The 22,395-nt window shown below is 69.6% G+C and carries 20 protein-coding genes, 1 tRNA gene and 1 pseudogene; 17 read left to right on the forward strand and 5 right to left on the reverse strand.

The window, feature by feature from the left end; genetic code table 11:
• Window positions 1–59 precede the first annotated feature (59 nt).
• The 7 genes and pseudogenes from MRBLWH11_RS13500 to MRBLWH11_RS13530 all read left to right on the forward strand — a co-directional run bounded on the left by MRBLWH11_RS13500 (window position 60) and on the right by MRBLWH11_RS13530 (window position 7,927).
• Window positions 60–1,268, forward strand: a complete 1,209-nt coding sequence (locus MRBLWH11_RS13500; protein WP_341945229.1) for a membrane dipeptidase — start codon at window positions 60–62, stop codon at window positions 1,266–1,268.
• Complete coding sequence (locus tag MRBLWH11_RS13505; RefSeq protein ID WP_341945230.1) at window positions 1,268–2,887, forward strand: ABC transporter substrate-binding protein; 1,620 nt, start codon at window positions 1,268–1,270, stop codon at window positions 2,885–2,887. Before MRBLWH11_RS13500 ends, MRBLWH11_RS13505 begins: the two co-directional genes overlap by 1 nt.
• Window positions 2,888–2,918: 31 nt before the next feature.
• A complete protein-coding gene (locus tag MRBLWH11_RS13510) occupies window positions 2,919–3,881 on the forward strand; it encodes an ABC transporter permease (RefSeq protein ID WP_116636695.1) in 963 nt (320 codons plus the stop codon).
• Window positions 3,878–4,777 carry an ABC transporter permease gene (locus MRBLWH11_RS13515; RefSeq protein ID WP_116636694.1) on the forward strand — a complete coding sequence of 300 codons (900 nt, stop codon included), beginning with the start codon at window positions 3,878–3,880 and terminating at the stop codon, window positions 4,775–4,777. Before MRBLWH11_RS13510 ends, MRBLWH11_RS13515 begins: the two co-directional genes overlap by 4 nt.
• Before the next feature lie 9 nt (window positions 4,778–4,786).
• Window positions 4,787–5,965, forward strand: a complete 1,179-nt coding sequence (locus tag MRBLWH11_RS13520) for a Xaa-Pro peptidase family protein (RefSeq protein ID WP_341945231.1) — start codon at window positions 4,787–4,789, stop codon at window positions 5,963–5,965.
• A 4-nt stretch (window positions 5,966–5,969) separates the two neighbouring features.
• Window positions 5,970–6,896: pseudogene (locus tag MRBLWH11_RS13525) on the forward strand (alpha/beta hydrolase); the annotation flags it as partial.
• Complete coding sequence (locus MRBLWH11_RS13530; RefSeq protein WP_341945232.1) at window positions 6,893–7,927, forward strand: Lrp/AsnC family transcriptional regulator; 1,035 nt, start codon at window positions 6,893–6,895, stop codon at window positions 7,925–7,927. The pseudogene MRBLWH11_RS13525 and the gene MRBLWH11_RS13530, both read left to right, overlap by 4 nt.
• Here the strand turns inward: MRBLWH11_RS13530 and MRBLWH11_RS13535 are convergent.
• The gene (locus MRBLWH11_RS13535) at window positions 7,924–8,109 is read right to left on the reverse strand and encodes a hypothetical protein (protein WP_341945233.1); all 186 of its coding nucleotides are present in this window, start codon (window positions 8,107–8,109) and stop codon (window positions 7,924–7,926) included. The genes MRBLWH11_RS13530 and MRBLWH11_RS13535 overlap by 4 nt on opposite strands.
• Window positions 8,110–8,244: 135 nt before the next feature.
• A tRNA-Ala gene (locus MRBLWH11_RS13540) sits at window positions 8,245–8,317 on the reverse strand.
• Between the two features lie 137 nt (window positions 8,318–8,454).
• Here MRBLWH11_RS13540 and MRBLWH11_RS13545 point away from each other — a divergent pair.
• From MRBLWH11_RS13545 to MRBLWH11_RS13565, 5 genes are read left to right on the forward strand one after another with little or no spacing between them, the layout of a single operon-like run.
• A complete protein-coding gene (locus MRBLWH11_RS13545; protein ID WP_341945234.1) occupies window positions 8,455–9,525 on the forward strand; it encodes an NAD(P)-binding domain-containing protein in 1,071 nt (356 codons plus the stop codon).
• A gap of 60 nt (window positions 9,526–9,585) precedes the next feature.
• Window positions 9,586–10,377, forward strand: coding sequence for a hypothetical protein (locus MRBLWH11_RS13550; RefSeq protein WP_341945235.1), 792 nt, complete (start codon window positions 9,586–9,588; stop codon window positions 10,375–10,377).
• The gene (locus tag MRBLWH11_RS13555) at window positions 10,374–10,901 is read left to right on the forward strand and encodes a hypothetical protein (protein WP_133192838.1); all 528 of its coding nucleotides are present in this window, start codon (window positions 10,374–10,376) and stop codon (window positions 10,899–10,901) included. Before MRBLWH11_RS13550 ends, MRBLWH11_RS13555 begins: the two co-directional genes overlap by 4 nt.
• Window positions 10,902–10,942: 41 nt before the next feature.
• A complete protein-coding gene (locus MRBLWH11_RS13560) occupies window positions 10,943–11,599 on the forward strand; it encodes an SDR family oxidoreductase (protein WP_116636686.1) in 657 nt (218 codons plus the stop codon).
• A gap of 35 nt (window positions 11,600–11,634) precedes the next feature.
• Window positions 11,635–12,825 carry a glycoside hydrolase family 3 N-terminal domain-containing protein gene (locus MRBLWH11_RS13565; RefSeq protein WP_341945236.1) on the forward strand — a complete coding sequence of 397 codons (1,191 nt, stop codon included), beginning with the start codon at window positions 11,635–11,637 and terminating at the stop codon, window positions 12,823–12,825.
• Between the two features lie 19 nt (window positions 12,826–12,844).
• On the opposite strand, the gene MRBLWH11_RS13570 is transcribed toward MRBLWH11_RS13565, so the two are convergent.
• The 3 genes from MRBLWH11_RS13570 to MRBLWH11_RS13580 are packed head-to-tail and all read right to left on the reverse strand — an operon-like array spanning window position 12,845 to window position 15,411.
• Window positions 12,845–13,708, reverse strand: coding sequence for a 3-methyladenine DNA glycosylase (locus MRBLWH11_RS13570; protein ID WP_341945238.1), 864 nt, complete (start codon window positions 13,706–13,708; stop codon window positions 12,845–12,847).
• 1 nt (window position 13,709) lies between these two features.
• Window positions 13,710–14,735 carry a phosphatase domain-containing protein gene (locus MRBLWH11_RS13575; protein WP_116636684.1) on the reverse strand — a complete coding sequence of 342 codons (1,026 nt, stop codon included), beginning with the start codon at window positions 14,733–14,735 and terminating at the stop codon, window positions 13,710–13,712.
• A 4-nt stretch (window positions 14,736–14,739) separates the two neighbouring features.
• Window positions 14,740–15,411, reverse strand: coding sequence for a DedA family protein (locus MRBLWH11_RS13580; RefSeq protein ID WP_116636683.1), 672 nt, complete (start codon window positions 15,409–15,411; stop codon window positions 14,740–14,742).
• A gap of 41 nt (window positions 15,412–15,452) precedes the next feature.
• On the opposite strand from MRBLWH11_RS13580, the gene MRBLWH11_RS13585 reads away from it, so the two are divergent.
• The 5 genes from MRBLWH11_RS13585 (at window position 15,453) to MRBLWH11_RS13605 (ending at window position 22,385) form a co-directional block, all read left to right on the forward strand.
• Complete coding sequence (locus tag MRBLWH11_RS13585; RefSeq protein ID WP_341945239.1) at window positions 15,453–16,772, forward strand: anthranilate synthase component I family protein; 1,320 nt, start codon at window positions 15,453–15,455, stop codon at window positions 16,770–16,772.
• Window positions 16,773–16,797: 25 nt separating this feature from the next.
• On the forward strand, window positions 16,798–19,383 hold the full coding sequence (gene leuS, locus MRBLWH11_RS13590; RefSeq protein ID WP_341945241.1) for a leucine--tRNA ligase: 2,586 nt from the start codon (window positions 16,798–16,800) through the stop codon (window positions 19,381–19,383).
• A gap of 96 nt (window positions 19,384–19,479) precedes the next feature.
• On the forward strand, window positions 19,480–20,076 hold the full coding sequence (locus MRBLWH11_RS13595) for a ComEA family DNA-binding protein (protein WP_341945242.1): 597 nt from the start codon (window positions 19,480–19,482) through the stop codon (window positions 20,074–20,076).
• A complete protein-coding gene (locus tag MRBLWH11_RS13600) occupies window positions 20,073–21,779 on the forward strand; it encodes a ComEC/Rec2 family competence protein (RefSeq protein ID WP_341945244.1) in 1,707 nt (568 codons plus the stop codon). Before MRBLWH11_RS13595 ends, MRBLWH11_RS13600 begins: the two co-directional genes overlap by 4 nt.
• Before the next feature lie 15 nt (window positions 21,780–21,794).
• Entirely contained in the window at window positions 21,795–22,385 is a 591-nt protein-coding gene (locus MRBLWH11_RS13605) for a hypothetical protein (protein ID WP_341945247.1), read from the forward strand.
• Window positions 22,386–22,395 lie beyond the last annotated feature (10 nt).

A 22,395-nucleotide genomic window follows, 5' to 3' on the forward strand; every position in this document is an offset into this window, starting at 1 on the left:
AATCTCCCACTCGTCGATCGGGAGAGGCATCCGCACAACCGAACCGAAGGAGCGCATTCGTGCTCGAAGAAGCAGACCGCTACAGCGGCTACACCGCCTACGACTACCTCGAGGCGGGCAAGGACTACCGCGAGTTCCGCTACGCGAAGCAGATCGGCCGCGTGCCGGCGTACGAGGGTCTCGAGCTCAGCGACTCGCAGAAGGAGCGCACCGAGCGCCTGCTGCGCGAGGAGACCGTCATCTCGCTGCACGAGCACGTGCAGGTGTTCCCGGAGGACATGGGTGAGCTCCGCGACCACATCCGTCAGGGCCGCGAACCTACCGGCTACCAGGGTCTGGCCCGCTCGGGTCTGACCGCCGTCTTCGACAACGGCATGGACGGCACCTGCTGCATCTCCAGCGACGCCGGCTGGAAGTACCAGGACGTGCTGTTCGACCTCGGCGTGCGCATGGCCGACCTCGCGCACCAGGACTTCGTCATCAAGGCCGAGTCCATCAAGGACATCCGGTACGCGGCGGAGACCGGGCGCGTCGCCCACATCTTCGCGCTCGAGGCGTCGACCATGATCGAGAACGAGGTCGACCGGCTCGACGTGCTCTACGGCTTCGGCGTGCGGCAGATGGGCATCGCCTACTCGGAGGCCAACATGCTGGGCGGCGGCCTCAAGGAGCGCGGCGACGGCGGCCTGACGTACTTCGGCGAGCGCGCCGTCGAGCGCATGAACAAGCTCGGCATCGCGATCGACATCTCGCACTCCGGCGACCAGACGTGCCTCGATGTGATCGCGCACTCGCAGAAGCCGGTGTTCATCACGCACGCCGGTGCGCGCGGCCTCTGGCCGACCAACCGCATGAAGACCGACGAGACGATCATCCAGTGCGCGAAGCGCGGCGGCGTGATCGGCATCGAGGCGGCGCCGCACACGACCATCTCGCCGCAGCATCCGAAGCACTCGCTGGAATCCGTGATGGACCACTTCCAGTACTGCGTCGACCTGGTGGGACTCGAGCACGTGAGCTTCGGTCCCGACACCCTGTTCGGCGACCACGTCGGCCTGCACGACGCCTTCTCGTCGAACCTCTCGCTCGGCCAGGCGCACGCCAACGTCGAATACGAGAAGCAGCCGTACGTCGACGGCATCGAGAACCCGGCCGAGGCGTTCTACAACATCATCGGCTGGCTTGTGAAGCACGACTACTCCGACGACGAGATCCGCGCCGTCGTCGGTGGGAACACCATGCGCGTACTCGAGGAGGTTTGGGTCTGATGAAGCACAGCAAGTACCTCGCACTCGGCGCCGCCGCGGCTCTCGCCGTCGGCCTCGCCGCGTGCGCTCCCACGGCTCCGGAGCCTGGCGAGACATCGGGGAGCACCGGTCCGAGCGATGAGACGCTCAGCATCGGCACGACGACCGACGTCGTGAACTTCAACCCGGTGCTCGGCAACAGCCGGACCGACTCGTGGATCACGAACCTGATGTATCCGCACCTGCTGAGCATCAGCGAGGACGGCACCAAGGAGGCCCACGTGGCCACCGACTGGGGCTACGTGGACGACACGACCGGGTTCTACGAGATCCGCGACGATCTCACGTGGAGCGACGGCGAGCCGTTGACCGCCGAGGATGTCGCCTGGACGCTGAACGCGGTCAAGCGCGATCAGGCACCGGGCACGTTCTTCGGGCAGCTGGGCAACCTCGACACCGCGACCGCGGTCTCGGACACCCGCGTCGAGCTCACGCTCACCCAGCCGGACTCGTCGATCATCGAGGAGATCGGATTCTGGGGCGTCGTGGTTCCGAAACACGTGTTCGACCCGAAGGGCTCGATCGCCGAGTTCGCGAACGACGGCAGCGACGGCGGCTGGGTCGGCATGGGCCCGTTCGTGCTGAGCGACTTCCAGGTCGGCCAGCACTACACGCTCGAGCGTGTAGTGCACTACCCGCTCGTCGAGGGCGGCGTCCCCGGTCCCGCCGAGGTCGTCTACCGCGTGTATCCCGACGTGAACACCGAGATCCTCGCACTGCAGAGCGGCGAGATCGACGTGATCGCGAACGCGCTTCCGCCCGCGCAGGTCGAGCAGCTCAGCAGCACCGACGGGTTGCAGGTCATCGAGGCGGCGGGTCTCGGCTACGCGCACCTCGTGTACAACATGGAGAAGCCGGACCTCGCGAAGACCGAGGTCCGTCAGGCGCTCGCCCATGCCGTGGACTACGACGCGATCCGGACGGTGGTGCTGCAGGATCAGGCCGTCTCGACCGGCTCCAGCGCGCTGATGCCGGTGCTCGCGAAGTACTACGACGACTCGGTGAAGGAGTACGAGTTCGACCCCGAGAAGTCGCGCTCCCTCATGGAGGACGCCGGCTACACGGCCGACGCCAGTGGCAACTTCCCGGTGTCGTTCCGCCTGATCTACTCCCTGCAGGACAGCGTCACGAGCCAGTGGGCGCAGATGGTGAAGGACAGCGCGGCGGAGGCCGGCATCACGATCGAGCTCCAGGGCACCGAGCGGAACACGTACCTCTCGATGACCAGCGAAGGGGACTACGACATCTATGCGGGCAACTTCGCCATCATGGACGACCCGGTGACGAACTTCGCCCTGTCGTACCTGCCGGGCGGAGCGATCAACTACACGCACGTCGACGACCCCGATCTGAACGCCCTGATCGAAGAGGGCATGGTCACCTTCGACGAGGACGAGAAGATCTCGATCATGCGCGACGCGAACAAGATCGTGCACGAGCAGGTCTACGACAACATCATGTACACGCAGAACCTGTTCTTCGCCGCCAGCGACGAGTGGGCCGGCTTCATCTCGAAGCCGAGCGAGCTGCTCTCGATCGTGAACCCGCTCTCGCTCGCGAGCGCGCACCCGGTCGAATAACACCACCGAAATCTCGAGGAAGGTCGCCCGGGTGTCCCGAGCATCGTTCATTCTCCGTCGCGCAGGTCGAGGTCTGCTCACGATCTGGTTCGCCGTGACCGTGACGTTCCTGCTCCTGCGGCTGCTTCCCGGTGATCCGGCCCTGGCGCTGGCGAGCCCGAACATGACGGACGACATCCGGGCGACCATCCTCGAGCAGTACGGGCTCGACCAGCCCCTGATCGTGCAGTACGGCCTCTACATGTGGCAGCTGGTACAGGGGAACCTCGGCATCTCGTTCACGCAGTCCATCCCCGTGCTCGACGTGCTCCTGCAGCGGCTGCCCTGGACGCTGCTGCTGACGCTCACCGCCCTGGCGCTGACGATCATCATCGGCATCCCGCTGGGGGTCGCTGCCGCCTCGCACAAGGGACGATTCATCGACCGGGCGGTGCAGATCGTCGGGGTCACGGGCCAGTCCCTGTTCGTGCCGAGCGTCGCGATCCTGCTCCTGTTCGTCTTCGGGCTGAACCTCGGCTGGTTCCCGATCGGCGGCGCGTACACGAACAACACCTACGGCATCGAGTGGTACCTCAGCGTCGCCCAGCACCTGGTGCTCCCCGCCGTCTCGCTCATGCTCATCCAGGTCGGGTCCTACGTGCTCACGATGCGCTCGACGCTCATCGAGACGCTCGGAGAGGACTACATCCTGCTCGCGAAGGCCAACGGGCTCCGCGGTCGGCGCATCCTGTGGAAGCACGCGCTCCGCAACGCGCTGCTGCCGACGACCACGCTGATCGGCCTGCAGCTCGGCTTCCTCGTCGGCGGGGCGGTGCTGACCGAGACGGTGTTCGCCTACCCGGGCATCGGGCGCGGCATCTACGAGGCTGTCACGCAGCTCGACTTCCCGGTGCTGCAGGGCGCGTTCCTGATGCTCGCCACCACAGTCGTGGTCGCGAACACCGCCACCGACATCATCTACGGCTACCTGGACCCGAGAGTGAAGACCTCATGACCGCGCCGCTCCCTTCGTCCGTCCCTCTCGCCCCGAGCGAGCCCGCCGCCGTCGGCAGCGAGCGCGCCGGTGCGCACACCTGGCGGGCGTTCCGCCGCGATCCGCTCGGCATGATCTCGCTGGGGCTGCTGATCCTGCTCGTGATCATCGCGCTGGCGGCGCCGCTCATCGCACCGTATCCGGCCAGCTACGGACCCGACGTGCTGCGCCCGCCGAGCGGCGACCACTGGTTCGGGACCGACGCGCTCGGTCGCGACGTGTTCGCCGAGGTGATCTGGGGCACCCAGCAGAGCGTGCTCGTCGCTGTCGCGGCCTCTGTGATCGCAATCGTGTTCGGCACGATCATCGCCGTGATCGGCGCCTACTTCCGCAAGCTCGACAGCATCATCAGCGTGATCGTCGACATGACGCTCTCGCTGCCCGTGCTGCCGCTCATGATCCTGATCGCCGCCCTCGTGGGGCCCAGCACCTCGACGATCATCTTCGTCGTCGCGGCGTTCTCGTGGCCCGAGGTCACGCGGCTCGTGCGCTCCCAGGCGCTCACCGTGGTCGGCCTCCCGTACGTCGACGCCTCGCGGCTCATGACGACCTCTCCGCTCTGGATCATCTCGCGGCACGTCCTCCCTGCCGTCACCCCGGTCGTGGTCGTCTCGGTCGTGGTGACGGCGTCTCGTGCCGTGCTCTCCGCCGCGGGCCTCGCGTTCCTCGGGCTCGGGGATCCGACCACCTGGTCGTGGGGGCGCATCCTCTATGAGGCGCAGCAGGCCGGTGCGATGGTGAGCGCCTGGTGGCTGACGCTCTTCCCGTCGATCGCGATCCTCATCCTCGTGCTCTCGGCGACACTGCTGTCGATCGCCTACAACGACGCGCGCAATCCGCGCCATCTCGCCCGCTAGGAGACCGACATGACCGAGTTCGACCAGCGTCTCGACCCCGCGTTCTTCGACCGGGTGCAGGCCCGTGTGCGCGACCGCATGGCCGAAGAGGGCTTCGATGCCTTCCTCACCGACCACCCCGAGGACATCGCGTACCTCACCGGGTTCTTCCACCACCCGTCGGAGCGTCCGGTGGCGATCTGGATCGAGGCCGGCGGGCGGGTCGTGATGCTCCTGCCGGAGCTCGAGCGTGAGTACGCGCAGTCGCAGTCGGCACGCGCGGAGCTGGTCGCATTCTTCGAGTTCCCCGGGGTCGTCTCGCCGTTCGAGGTGCTCGCGACCGCGGTGGCGCCGCGGGGTCGGGTCGGCTTCGCCTCGACCATGCCCTACCAGCGCCTCTCGGCGGCACGGGCGGCGATGAGCGGTGCGGAGCTCGTCGGGTCTGACCTGCTCGCCCGCGCCCGGTACGTGAAGTTCCCCGAGGAGGTCGTCCTGCACCGCGAGGCCGCGCGCATCACCGACCGGATGCTGGAGGCCGGCGTGCAGCTCGTGAGCGACGCGGTCGCCGCCGGCGGCGACCTCCCCACCGAGACCGAGCTCGAGCGTCACGTGACCTCGGCCGGGACCGCGCTGATGTACGCGGAGCACCGCAACGTGGTCGTCGCCTCGCTGCTCGCGGGCGGACTGGTCTACTCCGGGGCGAACTCCGCTTTCCCGCACGGTCTGCCGTCCGTCAACCGGCTGAAGTCGGGGGACACGTTCATGCTGTCGCTCGGGTGCGCGGTCGGCGGACGCTTCATCGAGGGGGAGCGGACCTTCGTGCTCGGCGAGCCGACGGTCGAGCAGCGGCGCTACCACGACACGATCCACGCGGCGCAGCAGCTGGGCCGGGAGACGATCCGTGCGGGGCTCGAATGCCGCGAGGCGAATCGGCTCTGCCTCGACGTGATCCGCGAGGCGGGTCTCGGCGAGTTCATCCGGCACCGTCAGGGGCACGGCATCGGCCTCGGCATGCACGAGGCGCCGTGGCTGGAGGACGGCGATGCGACCCTGCTCGAGGCGGGCATGGTGGTGTCGAACGAGCCGGGCATCTACGTGCCCGGCCATGCCGGCTACCGCATCAGCGACAGCATGCTCGTGACCGACGACGGCGCCGAGGCGCTCACGACCTTCCCCCGCGGTCTCGACGACTGCACCATCGCGCTCTGACGCACCCGATCTCGAGAAAGAGGACGACATGACATCCACCCCGCCGGTTTCCCCGGAGTTCGCCGCGGCGACGAGCGCCTACGAATGGGTCGAGATCAACGGCAACCACCTGGCGGTCGAGGTGCTCGGTCCCGAAGGTGCTCCGGTCATCATCACGCACCACGGCGCCCCCGGGCTCGGCTCCAGGGCGGAGCCGCGTGCGAGCTTCGGCCGTCTCGCCGACGAGTACCGGGTCGTCGTCTTCGACGCCAGAGGGAGCGGTCAGAGCGAGGGGGAAGGCACGTACAGCCACGAGCAGTGGGCGGCCGACATCGACGGTCTGCGCGAGTGGATCGGGGCCGAGAAGATCGTGATGGCCGGTGGATCGTACGGCGGATTCATGACGATGGAGTATGCGCTGCGCTACCCGGACCGCGTCGCGGCGATCGTGCTGCGGGACACCTCGGCCGACAACTCCAATGCGCACCTCGCACGCGAGAACGCCCTGGCCTCCGACCGCGTGACGATCGACATGGAGAAGTTCGATCGCATCGACGTCGGCCAGGTGCGCGACGACGAGGACCTGAAGGACTGCTGGCGCGAGATCCTGCCCCTCTACGACTTCGTGTACGACCCGGATGCCGTGGAGCGGAAGGTCCAGGCGACGCCGTACCGATACCGTGCCCACAACTATGCGTTCTCGGTGAACCTGCCGAACTACGACCTGAAGCCGCGTCTTCCCGAGATCGCCGTGCCGACACTCATCACCGTGGGCCGGACCGACTGGATCACGCCAGTATCGTGTAGCCAGGTGATCGCCGACCTCATCCCGGACTCCGAGATGGTGGTGTTCGAGAAGTCGGGTCACTCCCCGCAGATCGAGGAGGCAGAGGCGTGGACCGAGACCGTGCGCACGTTCCTGCACCGGGTGTACCCGCCGCTGACGCGATGAGCAGCATCCATATCGGCCGCGAGTTCAGCGATCTCGACCGCCGCATCGTCGTCGCCCTGCAGCAGGACGGCCGAGCGAGCTGGACGTCGATCGCCGAGTTCGCCGGGGCATCCGTCTCGACCGTCACCCGTCGAGGCCAGCAGCTGCTGTCGGAGGGCGTCGTGCAGGTGGGGATCGTGCCCACGCTCGGCAGCGAGGGGCATGTGGAGACCTTCTTCGTGCGGATCAACTGCACGCCCGGTGCGCAGCTGGCCGTCGCGCAGGAGCTGATCGGATCGCCGTACGTGCGGTTCGTGACCCTCGTGACGGGCAAGTTCGACGTGTTCGCCGAGGTCGTGATCCCCGGAGATTCGGCGACGTACGCGCATGTGCTCACCGATCTCCAGGGCATCCCCGGCGTCGAGCGGTGGCGCAGCGACCTGGTGGTGCACACCTACAAGGTGAGCTTCGACTGGGGGCGCCAGCTGTACGACGCCCACGCCGAGGCGACGAGCGACCCGAAGTCGTACATGCCTGCTCCGAACACCTGCGACCCGACGCACTTCGACGACGCCGACCGTGCGATCGTCGAGGAGCTGCGGCACAACGGCCGCGCGTCGTTCCTCTCGATCGGCGCGAAGCTGGACATGAACGAGAGCAGCGTTCGCCGCCGCTACGAGCGCATGCGCAACGGGGGCTGTCTCACCACCGTGACGATGGTCCCGGCATCCGCGCTCGGGATGAGCGCCGAGACCCTGCTCATCCTCCGGGTGGAGCCGTCGAGGATCGCGTCGGTGGCCCAGACGCTCGCGCAGCACGTGTCCGTCCGATTCCTCGCGGCCGCCCTGGAGGAGAACTCGCTCTACTGCGAGATCATCCTCCCGAGCACGGAGACGCTGCACGACTTCCTCACCGGGACGATCGCGCACCTGAAGGGCGTGCGCGGCTGGAACGCCTCGATGGAGCTCGTCTTCATGAAGCGCGGCTTCATCGAGACGCCCTGGTGGCGCGCACAGGTCGCCTCGGCGGGTGGGACGGAGATCGAGGGCTAGGGCAGATCGTCCTCGTCGTCATCGACGGCCCCGGAGGCGACGCGGTCGGCCTCGGCGCTGTCGACCAGCGCATCGTCGATGTCGGTGTCGGGCACCTGCTCGCCGTCGACCTCCTTCGTCGGGACGCCGTCGGGGGTGCCGTCGTCCGGGAAGGGGACGACGGGCGGGATCGGGTTGGACATGATCGCATCCTTTCGCGTGGCGGATCTGGATGCGGTCACGAAAAAACGCGCCCGACGTGCGAGAGAGCGGGTTGACCGCGGTCGCACAGCGCGCTAGGACGGGAAAAGCCCCCGGTGACCCGGGGGCTTTCGTTGTGGACCTGGGGGGACTCGAACCCCCGACCCCCTGCATGCCATGCAGGTGCGCTACCAGCTGCGCCACAGGCCCAGAACGCCGCTCCGAACTTCCCGGAGCAACTTGAAAAGAGTACTACACGAATCCGCGCGAACACCAATCGGGGCGGGCCTCCCGGGCGCGTCGTCGCGGGGCGGAACAACGACGTGCTCGAAGACGTTCGATACATCGTGAGCATCCTCGACAGCCTCGTGATCGGTGCAGGGCAGGCCGGCCTCTCGTCGTCGTTCCACCTCTCCCGCCTCGGGATCTCCCACGTCGTCCTGGACTCGGGCGACCGTCCGGGCGGAGCGTGGCAGCACCGCTGGGATGCGCTGACGATGCGCGACGTGCACGGCGTCGCCGAGCTCCCGGACGACGTCGCTCCGCCCCGGGACGACGAACGTGCGAACGTCGCCGTGCCCGCGTACTTCGCCGCCTACGAGCAGGAGCATGCGCTCCCCGTCATCCGTCCGGTGAAGGTCGACCGCGTCGAGGACCGGGACGGACTCCTCGTCGTGCGCGCTCAGGAACGGGAGTGGACGACGCGCACCCTCGTGAACGCGACAGGCACGTGGACGCACCCGTTCCTGCCGCATGTGCCCGGCATGGAGACCTTCGTCGGGGAGCAGCTGCACACCGTCGACTACCCGGGTCCCGCGCACTTCGTCGGCAAGCGCGTGCTCGTGGTCGGGGGAGGAGCCTCGGCCGTGCAGTTCCTCGGCGCGCTGGCTCCCCTCACGGAGACGCTGTGGGCGACGCGCCGCGAACCCGTCTGGCGCACCGACGACTTCTCTCCGGAGGCCGGGGCCGCCGCTGTCGCGCTCGTCGAGCAGCGCGTCGCGGCCGGACTCCCGCCGCAGAGCGTCGTCAGCGTCACGGGGCTCATGCTGCGTCCCCAGGAGCGCGAGGCGGAGCGCCTCGGCGCCTACGCCGATCGGCGCCCGATGTTCGAGCGGATCGAGGCCGACGGCGTGCGCTGGGCGGACGGCTCGTTCGAGCGCGTCGACGTGATCCTGTGGGCGACGGGCTTCCGTCCCGCGATCGCGCATCTCGCTCCGCTCCACCTCCGCAGCGCCGCGGGCGGCATCCAGCTCGATCGGAACGGGCGGGGCACGACCGCCGTCGCAGATCCCCGGATCCAGATGGTCGGATACGGTCCGTCGGCGAGCACGATCGGCGCGAACCGCGCAGGGCGCTCGGCGGCGACGGGCGTGCAGCGGATGCTGCGCCTCTCCGGGGCTCCGGTCACCGTCGGGTAGCACGTCCGCACGCGGAACCTGTGTTCGGTAGGTCGCGCACCCCGTCGCTACGCTGAGGGCATGCTCCGCATCGTGTTCGTGATCGTCTGGCTTCTGCTCTCGGCCTGGCTCCTCATCTGGGTCGGCGAGGGCCTCTTCGGCGTCGACCAGCGCCATTCGATCCTCCCGTTCTCCGGCGAGGACACGCTCGGCGGGCCGATCCTCATCGGCGTCGCGTGGGGGCTGCTGCTCACCTTCGGCGGCATGTTCCTCGGTTTCCGGGGGCGCAGGATCCCGCGCGGCGAACAGCAGATCGGGGTGGGCACGATCGTCGAGGTCTCCCGCACCGGGCTGACCGTGAACGACGTGCCGCAGTATGACGTCTTCATCCGAGTGACGCCGTCTGCCGGAGATGACTTCATCGGACAGCTGCGGATGCTGGTGGAGGCGACCGACGCGGCCGCGCTGCAGGTCGGCCAGCCGCTGGCGGTCCGCTACAGCCCGACCGATCAGGACACGATCGAGTTGGCCGATCCTTCCGATCCGGCCGTGCGGGACGCCCTGTTGCAGTGGCGGATCGGTCGCGGGCTGATCGATCCGAGTCAGGTACGGGCGCGGACGACCGGCACCCAGGTCCCGGCATCCGTCCTCGAGGTCCGTCCGACGGGCCGTCGCCGAGAGGGACAGAGCGAGCTCGCGCTGAAGGTGCTGATGGCTCCGGAGGGTGCGGCGACGTGGGAGGCGGACACCACGGTCTTCGTCTACCCGCAGGCGATCTCCCACCTGCAGGTCGGCGCGCCGATCTGGGCGTTCTACCGGCGAGAGGATCCGCAGACGGTCGCGATCACGATCGAGAAGGAGGCCGGGCGATGAACCCCATGGAAACGCTGATCTGGCTGCTGAACTTCCCGGCGGCGCACGGCTACGCGATGGTCTTCATCGCGGGCTTCTCGATCCTCGGCCTGTTCGCGATGTCGGTGCGTGCAGCCTCGCCGGGCGGCGAGCTCCGTGCCATCCGCGAGCGCGAGGGGCTCCTGCGGCCGGAGGAACGGGCGCGAGGGCAGGTGGGCGGACGCATCCTCCGCGTGTTCTTCCGCATCCTCGCGTTCATCATGCTGGGATCGCTGGTGATCGGCATCCTGAGCCTCACGGGTGTCCCGGTGACGCGCGCCTACATCCACGACAACGGCCGCCCGACGACGGCGACGATGGACGGAGACTGGGTGACCTTCACGACGGCCGAGGGCGTCGAGTACACGCTGGAGAGCAACTTCTTCACTCCGGCGGTCTACCCGGACCGCGACAGCTACCTGCCGAGCGGCTCGCCCGTCGTCGTGCGGTATCTGGCATCGCATCCGCAGGCTTTCGTGATCGACAGCACGCAGACCCCGCGCTGACGTCATCCCCCGCGTCGCACCCGGAGCGTAGGGTGAGGAGCATGTCGCGCATCATCGTGTTCGGCGGCCACGGCCGCATCGCCCTGCTCCTCGCGCCCCTGCTCGTCGAGAGAGGTGACGAGGTCACCGGGGTCATCCGCAACCCCGAACATGCCGACGACGTCGAGGCGGGCGGGGCCCGCGCGCTGGTGGCCGACATCGAGACGATGGATGTCGAGGCTCTCGCCGAGATCATCCGCGGTCACGATGCCGTCGTCTGGTCGGCCGGTGCCGGCGGGGGAGATCCGCAGCGCACCTACGCCGTCGACCGTGACGCGGCGGAGCGGTCGATGGATGCGGCGGAGCGCGCAGGCGTGCGCCGCTACGTCATGGTCTCGTGGATCGGTTCGACCGCCGATCACGGCGTCCCCGAGGGCGACTCGTTCTTCGCCTACGCCGATGCCAAGTGGGCGGCCGACGAGCACCTGCGCGGCACGGGGCTCGAGGGCACGATCCTCGCTCCCGGAACGCTCACGCTCGACGACCCGACCGGCCGGATCCGGATCGACCCCGACGGCCGCGGAGAGGTGTCCCGGGCCGACGTCGCCGCGGTCATCGCCGCGTCGCTCGCAGAGCCGTGCACGATCGGTCGCACCCTCCGCTTCGGCAACGGGAGCACGCAGACCGCGCTGCCCATCGCCGAGGCGCTCGCCTGCTGAGCGTGCCACGGGCAGGGAGAACGAGGAAGAGCACCGTGACGCGTCGACATCGTGGGTGGGCGGCCGCCGCCCTCGCCGGGATCGTCGTCGCCGTGGTGGGCGTCGCGACGGCCGCGTCGGCGACGGCGACGACGCGCGCACCCGCTCCGGCGGTCGCTGCCGTGCCCTCCGGTCCGAGCGATCGTGCTGACCAGCTCGTCGCCCGGATGACGGTGGTGGAGCAGGCGGCGAGCATCGTCATGGGACACGTGCCGAGCACCGATGCGGGGGCGCTCCGCTCGTACATGGAGTCCGGCATCGGCGGCTTCATCCTGATGGGCGCCAACATCCCGGCGACCGAGGCCGAGCTCCAGGGCCTCACCGCCGCGCTGACCGTCGATCCGGCCCTTCCGCCGCTGATCGCCGTCGATCAGGAAGGCGGTCTGGTCTCGCGGCTCGACGGCGACGACTTCGCCGCCTCGACGACCCTCAAGGTCCTCCCGCCGGAAGACGCGGCCGCGGCCTTCGCCGCCCGCGGCTCTCTCGTCGCCCGCGCCGGCATCACAGTGAACTTCGGAACGGTCGCCGACTTCACGGCGGACACCGCATCCTTCAGCTACGGTCGGTCGCTCGGCGCCGACGCGACGTCCGCGGCCGATCGGGTCGCCGCTGCCACGACGGCTCAGGAGCAGTTCGTCGGGTCGACGCTCAAGCACTTCCCCGGCCACGGGGCCGCACCGGGGGACTCGCACAGTGCGATCCCGAGCACGCCGATGGGCCTGGACGAATGGCGCGCGACGGAGGCTCTGCCCTTCGCCGCCGGCATCGATGCCGGCGCGTCGCTGCTCATGTTCGGTCACCTGTCGTACACGTCGGTCGATCCGACGCCCGCCTCGCTGTCGGCGACGTGGCACGAGATCGCCCGGGACGAGCTCGGCTTCGAGGGCGTCGCGGTGACCGACGATCTGGGCATGCTGCTCTCCTCCGGAGATCCCGCGTACGCCGACCCGGTGGCCAATGGCGTGGCGGCCGTCGCCGCGGGCAACGACCTCGTGCTGATGATCGCCGGGTCCGATGCCGAGACGGCCGGTCAGATGGCCGCCGGCATCGCGGCCGCCGTCGAATCCGGGTCGCTCCCGGCGGAGCGGCTGACCGAGGCCGCGACACGGGTGATGGCGCTTCGCCTCAGCCTGTCCACCGCGACGGCGCAGTGGGCCGTGTGCCCGGACTGCGAGTCGGCGGACTGAGGATCAGGCGGACTGACGCTCAGGCGGCCTCGGCGGTGCTCTCTCCGAGCCATGCCGTGAGCAGCGCGGAGCGCAGGACGATGCCGCGGTCGGCGAACCCGCGCTGACGGCGCACGTACTCGCTCTTTCCGTCGACGGTCTCGATCGGCACGGGCACGACACCCCAGGCCGAGAGATCGTACGGTGCCGCCTCCATGTCGAGCAGACGGATGTCGCGCGCGAGCTCGAAGGTGTCGAGCAGCAGCTCGCCCGGGATCAGCGGTCCGAGCTTCATCGCCCACTTGTACAGGTCCATCCCGGCGTGCAGGCAGCCGGGTTGCTCGAACAGGGGCTGCTCCTCGCGTGACAGCGCGGTGCGATTGCGCGGCACGGCGTCGGGGGTGAAGAAGCGGAACGCGTCGAAGTGCGTGCAGCGCAGGTCGTGCCCCTCGACCACCGCGTCGGTGCCGGCCTGTCCGAGCCGCAGCGGCACGCGGTGGCGATGTTCGTCGGCGCGGTACACCATCGCCCACTCATGCAGTCCGAAGCATCCGAACTGTCCGGGTCGAGAGGCCGTGCGGCGCAGCATCCGTTCGATGAGTCCGGCGAGCTCCGGCTTCTCCCGGGCGAACGCCTCCGCGTCGGGCACGACGGAGTCCTCCGTCGAGCCGGGGGAGTACCAGCGCCACGAGGCGCGCTCGGGAGCATCCGCCAGCTCGACGCCAGCCCCCGGGTGCCAGCGCCGCAACTGGGCGGGCTTGTACGCGTAGTAGGTGAAGAGGAAGTCCCACACCGGGTGCTTCTCTCCGCGCGCCGCCCGGTCGCGATGCTCGGCGGTGAGGGCGTCGGCCCGCTCCTGGTGCGCGCTCTCGCGTCGCAGCCATTCCTCGCGTGCGAGAGCCATGTCAGTGCAGGATGCCGGCCTCGCCGAGCTGATCGCGGAGCCCGGCGCCGTCTTCGGCGCTGACCCAGGGAGCGGAGTCCGCGGCGTGCGGCTCCGACTCGGCACGACCACCGGCGAGCACGGCTTCGGCGGGGAGCAGGCGACGGATGGCGACGCCCGCCACGGACTCGGGGTGCTCCTCCATGAACTGCGTGTAGATGGACTCGTCGTGCTGGCCGTCGTCGCCGATCAGCAGCCACTTCACGTGGGGGAACTCCGTGGCGAGTCGTCGCAGGTTGGTGAGCTTGTGCTCGCGTCCGCTGCGGAACCAGCGGTCGTGCGTGGGACCCCAGTCGGTCAGCAGCATCGATCCGGCCGGGAACAGGTGACGGCTGAGGAAGCGCCACAGCGTGGGCGCCACGTTCCAGGCGCCGGTCGACAGGTAGACCATCGGCGCGCCCGGATGCTGTCGCAGCAGCTGATCGAGGAGCACGGCCATGCCAGGGACGGGGAGGCGCGCATGCTCGTCGAGCACGAAGGAGTTCCAGAAGGCGATGAACGGACGCGGGAGTGCGGTCACCATCACGGTGTCGTCGACATCGGACAGCACGCCGAACGTGGTGCTCTCGGCGACGATGAACGCCCGCGCCTCGACGGGCTCCTGTCCCTCGACGGAGATCGTGAAGGTCTGCCACCCCGGTTCGAGGTCGGCGTGGATGACGGTGTCGACGACACCGCCGCGGTCGGCGACCACCTGGTGCGTCGACCCGCCGACGTGGACGGCGACGGCAGCGAAGCTCACCGGGATGCCGACGAAGCTGCGCCATCCCCGGACGCTCGCCGGCTCGCCGTCGCGGGTGCGGCGCTGCGGCGGGACGATCAGGACGCGGCCGACGACGCGGACCCAGCCTGGTCCGCCGTATCCGGGGAACGGCAGGATCGTCGCGACCCGTCCGCGGCGACGCGCACGGCCCTCACGCCAGACGTGGAGGCGGTGCTCGAGTCGCGCGAACCAGTGGATCCGGGGCGCCGGGGGTGCGGAAGCCATTGCCTCAGTCTTTCACGTCGGCGTCCGTCTCCGCGTCCTCCGTCTCCAGGTGACGGGATTCCAGGCGCTGGAGCAGCTTCTTGCCGAGGAAGGCGAGCACGAGGAACAGAGCGATGATGCCGACGAAGATGTATCCCGCGAAATGCACCCGGTCGACGAGTTCCCGGAAGCTCCCGGCCGCCAGCGAGGAGACGCTGACGTACGCCGTGGCCCAGATCACGCACGCGGGGGCGGTCCACGCGAGGAACCGGCGGTACGGGTACTCGCTCATGCCGACGGTGAGCGGGACGAGGGAGTGCAGGACCGGGAGGAACCGGGAGAGGAAGATGGCGATCCCTCCGCGGCGCGCCAGATAGTTCTCGGCGCGCACCCAGTTCTTCTCGCCGATCCTCCGCCCCAGCCACGACGCGCGGATATGCGGACCGAGCCAGCGACCGAGGAAGAAGCCGATGCTCTCGCCGATGAGTGCGCCGATGACGACGGCGATCCCCATCGCGATGCCCTCCAGCGGGCTGGTGACGCCGATGGAGGCGATGATGACGATCGTGTCGCCCGGGACGATGAGCCCGATCAGGATGCTCGTCTCCAGCATGACGGCGAGCCCGGCCACCAGCGTGCGCGTGACCGGATCGATCGACTGCACGGTGTCGAGGAGCCAGAGCAGGAGGTCGTCCACCTCATGAGGATACGGGAGCAGCCCGGTCCTAGGCTGGACGCGTGCGCGAACGCCTGAGTCCCCGAGAGCTGCCCCGGTGGGTGGACCCGGCGAGCGTCTTCCGGATGCTGGAGGACCAGGCGGCCGACGTGTTCTGGCTCGATGCCGGAGCGGCTGCGACCGAGGGCTGGAGCTTCGTCGGTACGGGGGAGCCATCGGACCTTCCGGAGGACGTGCGTCTCGACGTCGCCCCCACGGACGGCGCTCGCCCACCCTTCACCGGCGGGTGGGTCGGCTGGCGCGATTACGAGAGCGGTGCGAGCGCGGCCGGGGCCCCTGTCTCCGACGACGGGGATGCCGCGGGCTCCTCCTGGCTGCGTGTCACCCGCGTCGTCGCCTTCGATCACGCGTCCGGGCGCACGTGGACGCTCAGTGCGGAGGAGGATGCCGAGAACTGGGCGGTCGCCGTCGCGGCGGCATCCGGTCGTCCGGACGGAGAACCTCGCAGCGCGGGCGACGCCGCTCCTCGGATCGCCGAGGCTCGCCACGATCCTCAGGAGTACGCCGCCCTCATCGAACGCTGCCGCGAGCTGATCCGCGCGGGCATCGCGTACCAGCTGTGCCTCACGACGCGCTTCACGGTCCCGGGGGCGCATGACGCGGTCGCGGTCTACGAACGCCTGCGAGCAGCCACGCCCGCGCATCACGGCGGTTTCCTCCGCATCGGGGGGCGCGCGCTGCTGAGCGCGAGTCCCGAGCAGTTCCTCCACGCCGGGGGAGGAATGATCCGCTCCCGGCCCATCAAGGGGACGCGCCCCCGCCATGCAGACCCGGAGACGGATGCCGCGCTCGCCGCCGAGCTCGCCGTGAACGTCAAGGAGCGCGCCGAGAACGTGATGATCGTGGACCTGATGCGCAACGACCTCTCTCGGGTGTGCGTGCCCGGCTCGATCCGAGTGGACGGCCTGTGGACGGTGGAGAGCTATCCCGCCGTGCACCAGCTGGTCAGCACGGTCAGCGGAACGGCGGCTGAGGGCACCACGGTCGGGGCCCTGCTCGCGGCGACGTTCCCGGCCGGGAGCATGACCGGCGCGCCGAAGCTCTCGGCCATGACGCGGCTGCACGAGCTCGAGGGCGGCCCGAGGGGCGTCTACGCGGGGTGCTTCGGGTATGTGGGCGTCGACGGCGCCGTCGACCTGGCGATGGTCATCCGCAGCATCGTGATCGACGAGCATGAGGCGGTCGTCGGCGCCGGGGGCGGAATCACCTGGGGGTCGGTCGCCGTCGCCGAGGTGGCCGAGGTCGCGACCAAGGCGCGGGCCCCGCTGGCAGCGCTCGGTGCGGAAATGCCCGTGCTCTGGCGTTCCGATATCCTGAACTGATCCCGTTTTTCCCTGCAGATTGGTCGTGCGTTCGTTGTCTGAGAACCTGTCCTTCGGTCCCGCCGACGAGGAGACCCCGTCGGCGCACGCCATCCAGAGCAAGTGGCAGAAGTACTGGGCGGAGAACGAGACATTCCTCACCGGCGGCGATGACGACACCCGCCCGCGGCGCTACGTGCTCGCGATGTTCCCGTACCCCTCCGGTGACCTGCACATGGGACACGCGGAGAACTACCTCTACTCCGACATCGTGGCGCGCTTCTGGCGTCACCGCGGGCACAACGTGCTCAACCCGATCGGCTGGGACTCGTTCGGCCTGCCGGCCGAGAACGCCGCGATCCGGCAGGGCGCCGACCCTCGCGAGTGGACGTACCAGAACATCGCCCAGCAGAAGAAGGCGTTCCAGTCGTACGGCGTCTCCTTCGACTGGTCGCGCGTGCTGCACACCTCCGACCCGGAGTACTACCGCTGGAACCAGTGGCTGTTCCTGAAGCTGCACGAGCGCGGGCTGGCCTATCGCAAGAAGAGCGCCGTCAACTGGTGCCCCAACGACCAGACGGTGCTGGCGAACGAGCAGGTCGTCGACGGCCGCTGCGAGCGCTGCGGCTACGAGGTCGTGAAGAAGAAGCTGACCCAGTGGTACTTCAAGATCACCGACTACGCCGACCGTCTGCTCGACGACCTGAACCAGCTCGAGGGGTTCTGGCCGCACAAGGTGCTGCAGATGCAGCGCAACTGGATCGGCCGCTCGGTCGGTGCCGACGTCGACTTCCGCATCGAAGGACGCGACGAGCCGGTCACGGTCTTCTCGACGCGCCCCGATACGCTGCACGGAGCGACGTTCTTCGTCGTGGCGCCGGACTCCGACCTGGCCGCCGAGCTCGCCGCTGGTGCGCCGGTCGAGGTGCAGGAGCGGTTCCGCACCTACCTGGAGCAGGTGCAGAAGGAGAGCGACATCGATCGGCAGTCCACGGACCGTCCGAAGACCGGTGTCTTCCTGGAGCGCTACGCGATCAACCCCGTCAACGGCGAGAAGCTGCCGGTCTGGGCGGCCGACTACGTGCTGGCCGACTACGGCCACGGCGCGGTCATGGCCGTGCCGGCGCACGATCAGCGCGACCTGGACTTCGCCCGCGCCTTCGACCTGCCGGTCAAGGTCGTCGTCGACACCACGGCCCCCGTCACCGGTGCGATGCCGGTCATCGAGGTCGACGAGGAGGGCGTGCCGATCGACACCGGTGCAGCTCTGGATGAGCAGAACCCGGCGTCCACCGGCATCGCCCTGACCGGCGAAGGCCGCATGATCAACTCGGGCGCGCTGAACGGCCTGTCCAAGCGCAACGCGATCGCCCGCGCGATCGAGCAGCTGGAGGCGTCGGGCACCGGGCGCGCAGCCAAGAACTACCGTCTGCGCGACTGGCTGATCTCGCGCCAGCGCTTCTGGGGCACCCCCATCCCGATGCTGCACGCCGAGGACGGCCGGATCATCCCGGTTCCCGAGGACCAGCTGCCGGTGAAGCTGCCGAGCGTCGAGGGCCTCGACCTGAAGCCGAAGGGCTCGTCGCCGCTGGGCGCGGCCGAGAGCTGGGTGCAGACCGTCGATCCGCAGACCGGCGACCCGGTGCTGCGCGACCCCGACACCATGGACACCTTCGTCGACAGCTCGTGGTACTTCCTGCGCTTCCTGTCGCCGAACAGCGACACGGTCGCCTTCGACCCCGCTCAGGCGGCGCGCTGGGCACCGGTCGACTCGTACATCGGCGGTGTCGAGCACGCGATCCTGCACCTGCTGTACGCGCGCTTCATCACCAAGGTGCTGTTCGACATGGGGCTGATCGACTTCACCGAGCCGTTCTCGAATCTGATCAACCAGGGCATGGTGCTGCTCGACGGCGCGAAGATGTCGAAGAGCAAGGGCAACTTGGTGCTGTTCGAGGAGGAGCTCGACGCCTACGGCGCCGACGCCCTGCGCGTGGGTCTGGCGTTCGCGGGACCGGTGGAAGACGACAAGGACTGGTCCGACGTCTCGACGACCGGTGCGCAGAAGTTCCTGGCGCGCGCCCTGCGGATCGCGGGCGAGGTCGACAGCCCCGTCGACGTCGTCTTCGCCAGCGGTGACGCGGCGCTGCGCCGTGCCACGCACAAGCTGCTGGCCGAGGCTCCTGCGCTGGTCGAGCAGACGAAGTTCAACGTGCTGGTCGCCCGCCTGATGGAGCTCGTCAACATCACGCGCAAGACGATCGACGGCGCTGCGGGTGCGTCCGACCCCGCCGTGCGCGAGGCCGCGGAGACCATCGCCGTGATGCTCGACCTCATCGCCCCGCACACCGCGGAGGAGATGTGGGAGATCCTCGGGCACGAGCCGTCCGTGGGCCTGGTCACCTGGCGTTCGGCCGACCCGGCGCTGCTCGTGGAGGACACGATCACCGCCGTCGTGCAGGTGGGCGGCAAGGTGCGCGCCCAGCTCGAGGTGTCGGCGAGGATCGGCGAGGCCGAGCTCGAGGCACTCGCCCGTGCGGACGAGCGCGTGATCCGATCGATCGGCGACCGCGAGATCGTGAAGGTCGTCGTGCGCGCGCCGAAGATCGTCAGCTTCGTCGTCAAGGGCTAGAACCGCTTCCTGCACCGGGGACCGATCCTGAGGGATTGTCCCCGGTGCCTGGTTCTCAGGCTTCGTCGGGTGTCCGGGGCGGCCTAGCGTTGCGGGATGCCTCCAGAGCCGCCCCCGCCGCCGCCGCGACGTCGTCTGCGGTTGAGCATCGGGGCGGGCGTGGTCCTCGCGCTCGTCGTGCTCTCGGCAGCGGTCGGCTTCGGCATCCTGCGCGGCCAGGCGGAGCCGGTGGATTCCCTGCCGCTGGCAGAAGCCGGTGCGACTGCGGGCCCGACGGGTGAGCTCTACGTGCACGTGCTGGGCGCGGTCGCGCACCCGGGGCTCTACGTGCTCGATCTCGATGCGAGGCTGGTGGATGCCCTTGCGGCAGCAGGAGGCACGACCGACGACGCCGACCTGGCGGCGGTGAACCTTGCGCGTGTCCTCGCCGATGGCGAGCAGATCGTCGTGCCCACGGTGGGGGCGACCTCGGATGCCTCGGGCGGCGCGGCGCCGGGGGACGACCGCATCGACCTGAATGCCGCTGACCAGGCGGCGCTCGAGACCCTGCCGCGCATCGGGCCGGCACTCGCGGAGCGGATCATCGCCTGGCGCGACGAGAACGGGCGCTTCGCCTCGGTGGACGATCTGCTCGCCGTGCCGGGTATCGGCGAGAAGCTGCTGGCCGGCATCCGCGAGGCCGTGCGCGTATGAGGCCACGCGATCTGCGTCTGCTGCCGCTCGCGGCCGCGGTGTGGTGCGTGGCCCTCTTCTGCGTGTTCGTCCCGGGGTCGGCGTGGGGGAGCGCGGCGATCTGCGGGATCGCCGCCGTGTCCGTTCTCGGGGCGTTCTCGTGGCGGCGACGTCATGGCGGGCTCCATGCCGGCGCAGGACTTCTGATGGTGACACTGGCCGCGGGTGCCGCGGTGGCGATGTCGACGGGGTTCGCCTCACCCGCGCGTGACCGCATCGCGGAGTGGGACGGACGCGTGGTCGAGGTGGTCGCCGCCGTGACATCGTCGGCGTCGACCGGTCAGGACGGACGGCTCTGGTTCGAGGCCGTCTCGATCGACGTCGGACCGCCGGGGCAGGCGAGGCCGCTGGCGGCACCCGTGCGGATCGGCATCGACCCGGCCGACGGCTTCGACCTCGGAGCGCGGATACGCGTCACGGGAGAGGCAGCCGCGACCGATGCGGGTGAGCGCTCGGCGCTGGTCGTCTTCGGCGGCGAGGCCGAGGTGGTCTCGCCGGCAGCGGGCGTGTTCGGTGCCGCGGCGGCGCTGCGGCTGGCGTTCGTCGAGCGCTCGCTTCGGCTGCCCGATCCGGGTTCCGGCCTGCTTCCCGGACTCGCTGTGGGAGACACCCGGGCCGTGACGCAGGAACTGACCGACGACATGCGCACGAGCGGGCTCAGCCATCTCACGGCGGTCAGCGGTGCCAACTGCGCGATCGTGGTCGGGGCCGTGTTCTGGCTGACCGCGCTGTGTGGTGGAGGGCGGATGCTGCGCGTCGTGCTGGCGGCGATGGCGCTGGCCGGATTCGTGGTGCTCGTCACTCCCGAGCCGAGCGTCATCCGTGCAAGCGTGATGGCCGGCGTGGCGATGCTGACCGTGCTGCTCGGAAGACCGACTGCGGGCGCGGGCATGCTCGCGCTCTGCGTCGTCGGTATCCTGCTGGCCGACCCGTGGCTGGCCGCGACACCCGGCTTCGCCCTGTCCGTCGTTGCGTCCGGGGCGCTGATCCTGCTGGCGCCGCCACTGAGCCGCGGGATGACGCGATGGATGCTCGCGCCGGTGGCGCTGGCGATCGCCGTGCCGCTCGCCGCGCAACTCGCCTGCGGGCCCATCATCGCCCTCTTCGCCGAGCAGCAATCGCTCATCGGGATCGCCGCCAACCTGCTCGCGGCGCCGGCCGCGCCCGTCGCGACGGTGATGGGATTGCTCGCGTGCCTCGCCGCACCGATACCGCCCCTCGCCGACCTGCTCACGGCATCAGCCTGGCTGCCGGCCGCATGGATCGCGACGACGGCGACGACGACCGCGCAGCTGCCCGTCGCGCAGATCCTGCTCCCGGCCGGGCTCGCCAGCGCGCTGCTGGTGCTCGTGGTCAGTGCCTCGCTGGCGGCCGTGCTGATCGCTCGGCGCGGCGCCTTCCGACCACGGATCGCTCGGGCGATCGCGCTGGCTCGACAGGGCGCAGCGGGTGTCCTCATCGTGGTGCTGTCCCTCGCCGGCGCGCATCTCGTCCTGTCCGGCCCGCTCGCGAGTTCCACCGCGCCGGACGGCTGGTCGATCGCCGCATGCGACGTGGGGCAGGGCGACGCGCTCCTCGTGCGCTCCGCCGGGCAGGTGGCGCTCATCGACACGGGGCCGGAACCGGGTCCGCTGGCCGAGTGCCTGGCGTCGCTGGGCATCTAGCACGTCGACCTGCTCGTGCTGTCGCACTTCGACCTCGATCATGTCGGCGGAACGGCGGCGGTCTTCGGAAAGGTCGATGCGGTGCTGCACGGCCCCACGGCGGAGCCGGCCGACGAGAGGCTCCTGGACGACCTGGTCGCGGGCGGAGCGCGTCTCACACCGGCTTCAGCCGGCCTGCGGGGCCGTCTGGGGTCCGCCGCGTGGCGGGTGCTGTGGCCGATCCGGGACTCCGCGGCCTTCCCGCCCGGCAACGACGCGAGCGTGGTGGTCGACTTCGACGGCGGGGGAGTACCCCGCTCGCTCTTCCTCGGAGACCTCGCGGCCGAGCCGCAGCGCATGCTGCTGCGCACGGTGCGGCTCGGGAAATATGCGGTGGTGAAGGTCGCCCATCACGGCAGCGCGGATCAGGATCCGGGGCTCTACGAAGCCGTGCGGGCGACCGCGGCGATCTTCAGCGCCGGAGCCGAAAACGACTACGGTCATCCTCGGGATGCGGCGCTCGACATGCTGACCGCCGCCGGCGCCCACAACCTGCGCACCGACACGCAGGGGCGCATCCTGCTCGGCATCCGCGATGAGGAGCTGCAGGTCTGGACGGAACGGTGACCGGGACCGT

Source organism: Microbacterium sp. LWH11-1.2, assembly GCF_038397745.1.
Classification (GTDB): Bacteria; Actinomycetota; Actinomycetes; order Actinomycetales; family Microbacteriaceae; genus Microbacterium.

Excerpts from the sequence above, each read along its gene's own strand:
- MRBLWH11_RS13505 (WP_341945230.1), top strand. The coding sequence starts at position 1,268 with ATGAAGCACAGCAAGTACCTCGCACTCGGCGCCGCCGCGGCTCTCGCC.
- MRBLWH11_RS13515 (WP_116636694.1), top strand. The coding sequence starts at position 3,878 with ATGACCGCGCCGCTCCCTTCGTCCGTCCCTCTCGCCCCGAGCGAGCCC.
- MRBLWH11_RS13520 (WP_341945231.1), top strand. The coding sequence starts at position 4,787 with ATGACCGAGTTCGACCAGCGTCTCGACCCCGCGTTCTTCGACCGGGTG.
- MRBLWH11_RS13530 (WP_341945232.1), top strand. The coding sequence starts at position 6,893 with ATGAGCAGCATCCATATCGGCCGCGAGTTCAGCGATCTCGACCGCCGC.
- MRBLWH11_RS13535 (WP_341945233.1), bottom strand. The coding sequence starts at position 8,109 with ATGTCCAACCCGATCCCGCCCGTCGTCCCCTTCCCGGACGACGGCACC.
- MRBLWH11_RS13550 (WP_341945235.1), top strand. The coding sequence starts at position 9,586 with ATGCTCCGCATCGTGTTCGTGATCGTCTGGCTTCTGCTCTCGGCCTGG.
- MRBLWH11_RS13555 (WP_133192838.1), top strand. The coding sequence starts at position 10,374 with ATGAACCCCATGGAAACGCTGATCTGGCTGCTGAACTTCCCGGCGGCG.
- MRBLWH11_RS13560 (WP_116636686.1), top strand. The coding sequence starts at position 10,943 with ATGTCGCGCATCATCGTGTTCGGCGGCCACGGCCGCATCGCCCTGCTC.
- MRBLWH11_RS13570 (WP_341945238.1), bottom strand. The coding sequence starts at position 13,708 with ATGGCTCTCGCACGCGAGGAATGGCTGCGACGCGAGAGCGCGCACCAG.
- MRBLWH11_RS13575 (WP_116636684.1), bottom strand. The coding sequence starts at position 14,735 with ATGGCTTCCGCACCCCCGGCGCCCCGGATCCACTGGTTCGCGCGACTC.
- MRBLWH11_RS13595 (WP_341945242.1), top strand. The coding sequence starts at position 19,480 with ATGCCTCCAGAGCCGCCCCCGCCGCCGCCGCGACGTCGTCTGCGGTTG.
- MRBLWH11_RS13600 (WP_341945244.1), top strand. The coding sequence starts at position 20,073 with ATGAGGCCACGCGATCTGCGTCTGCTGCCGCTCGCGGCCGCGGTGTGG.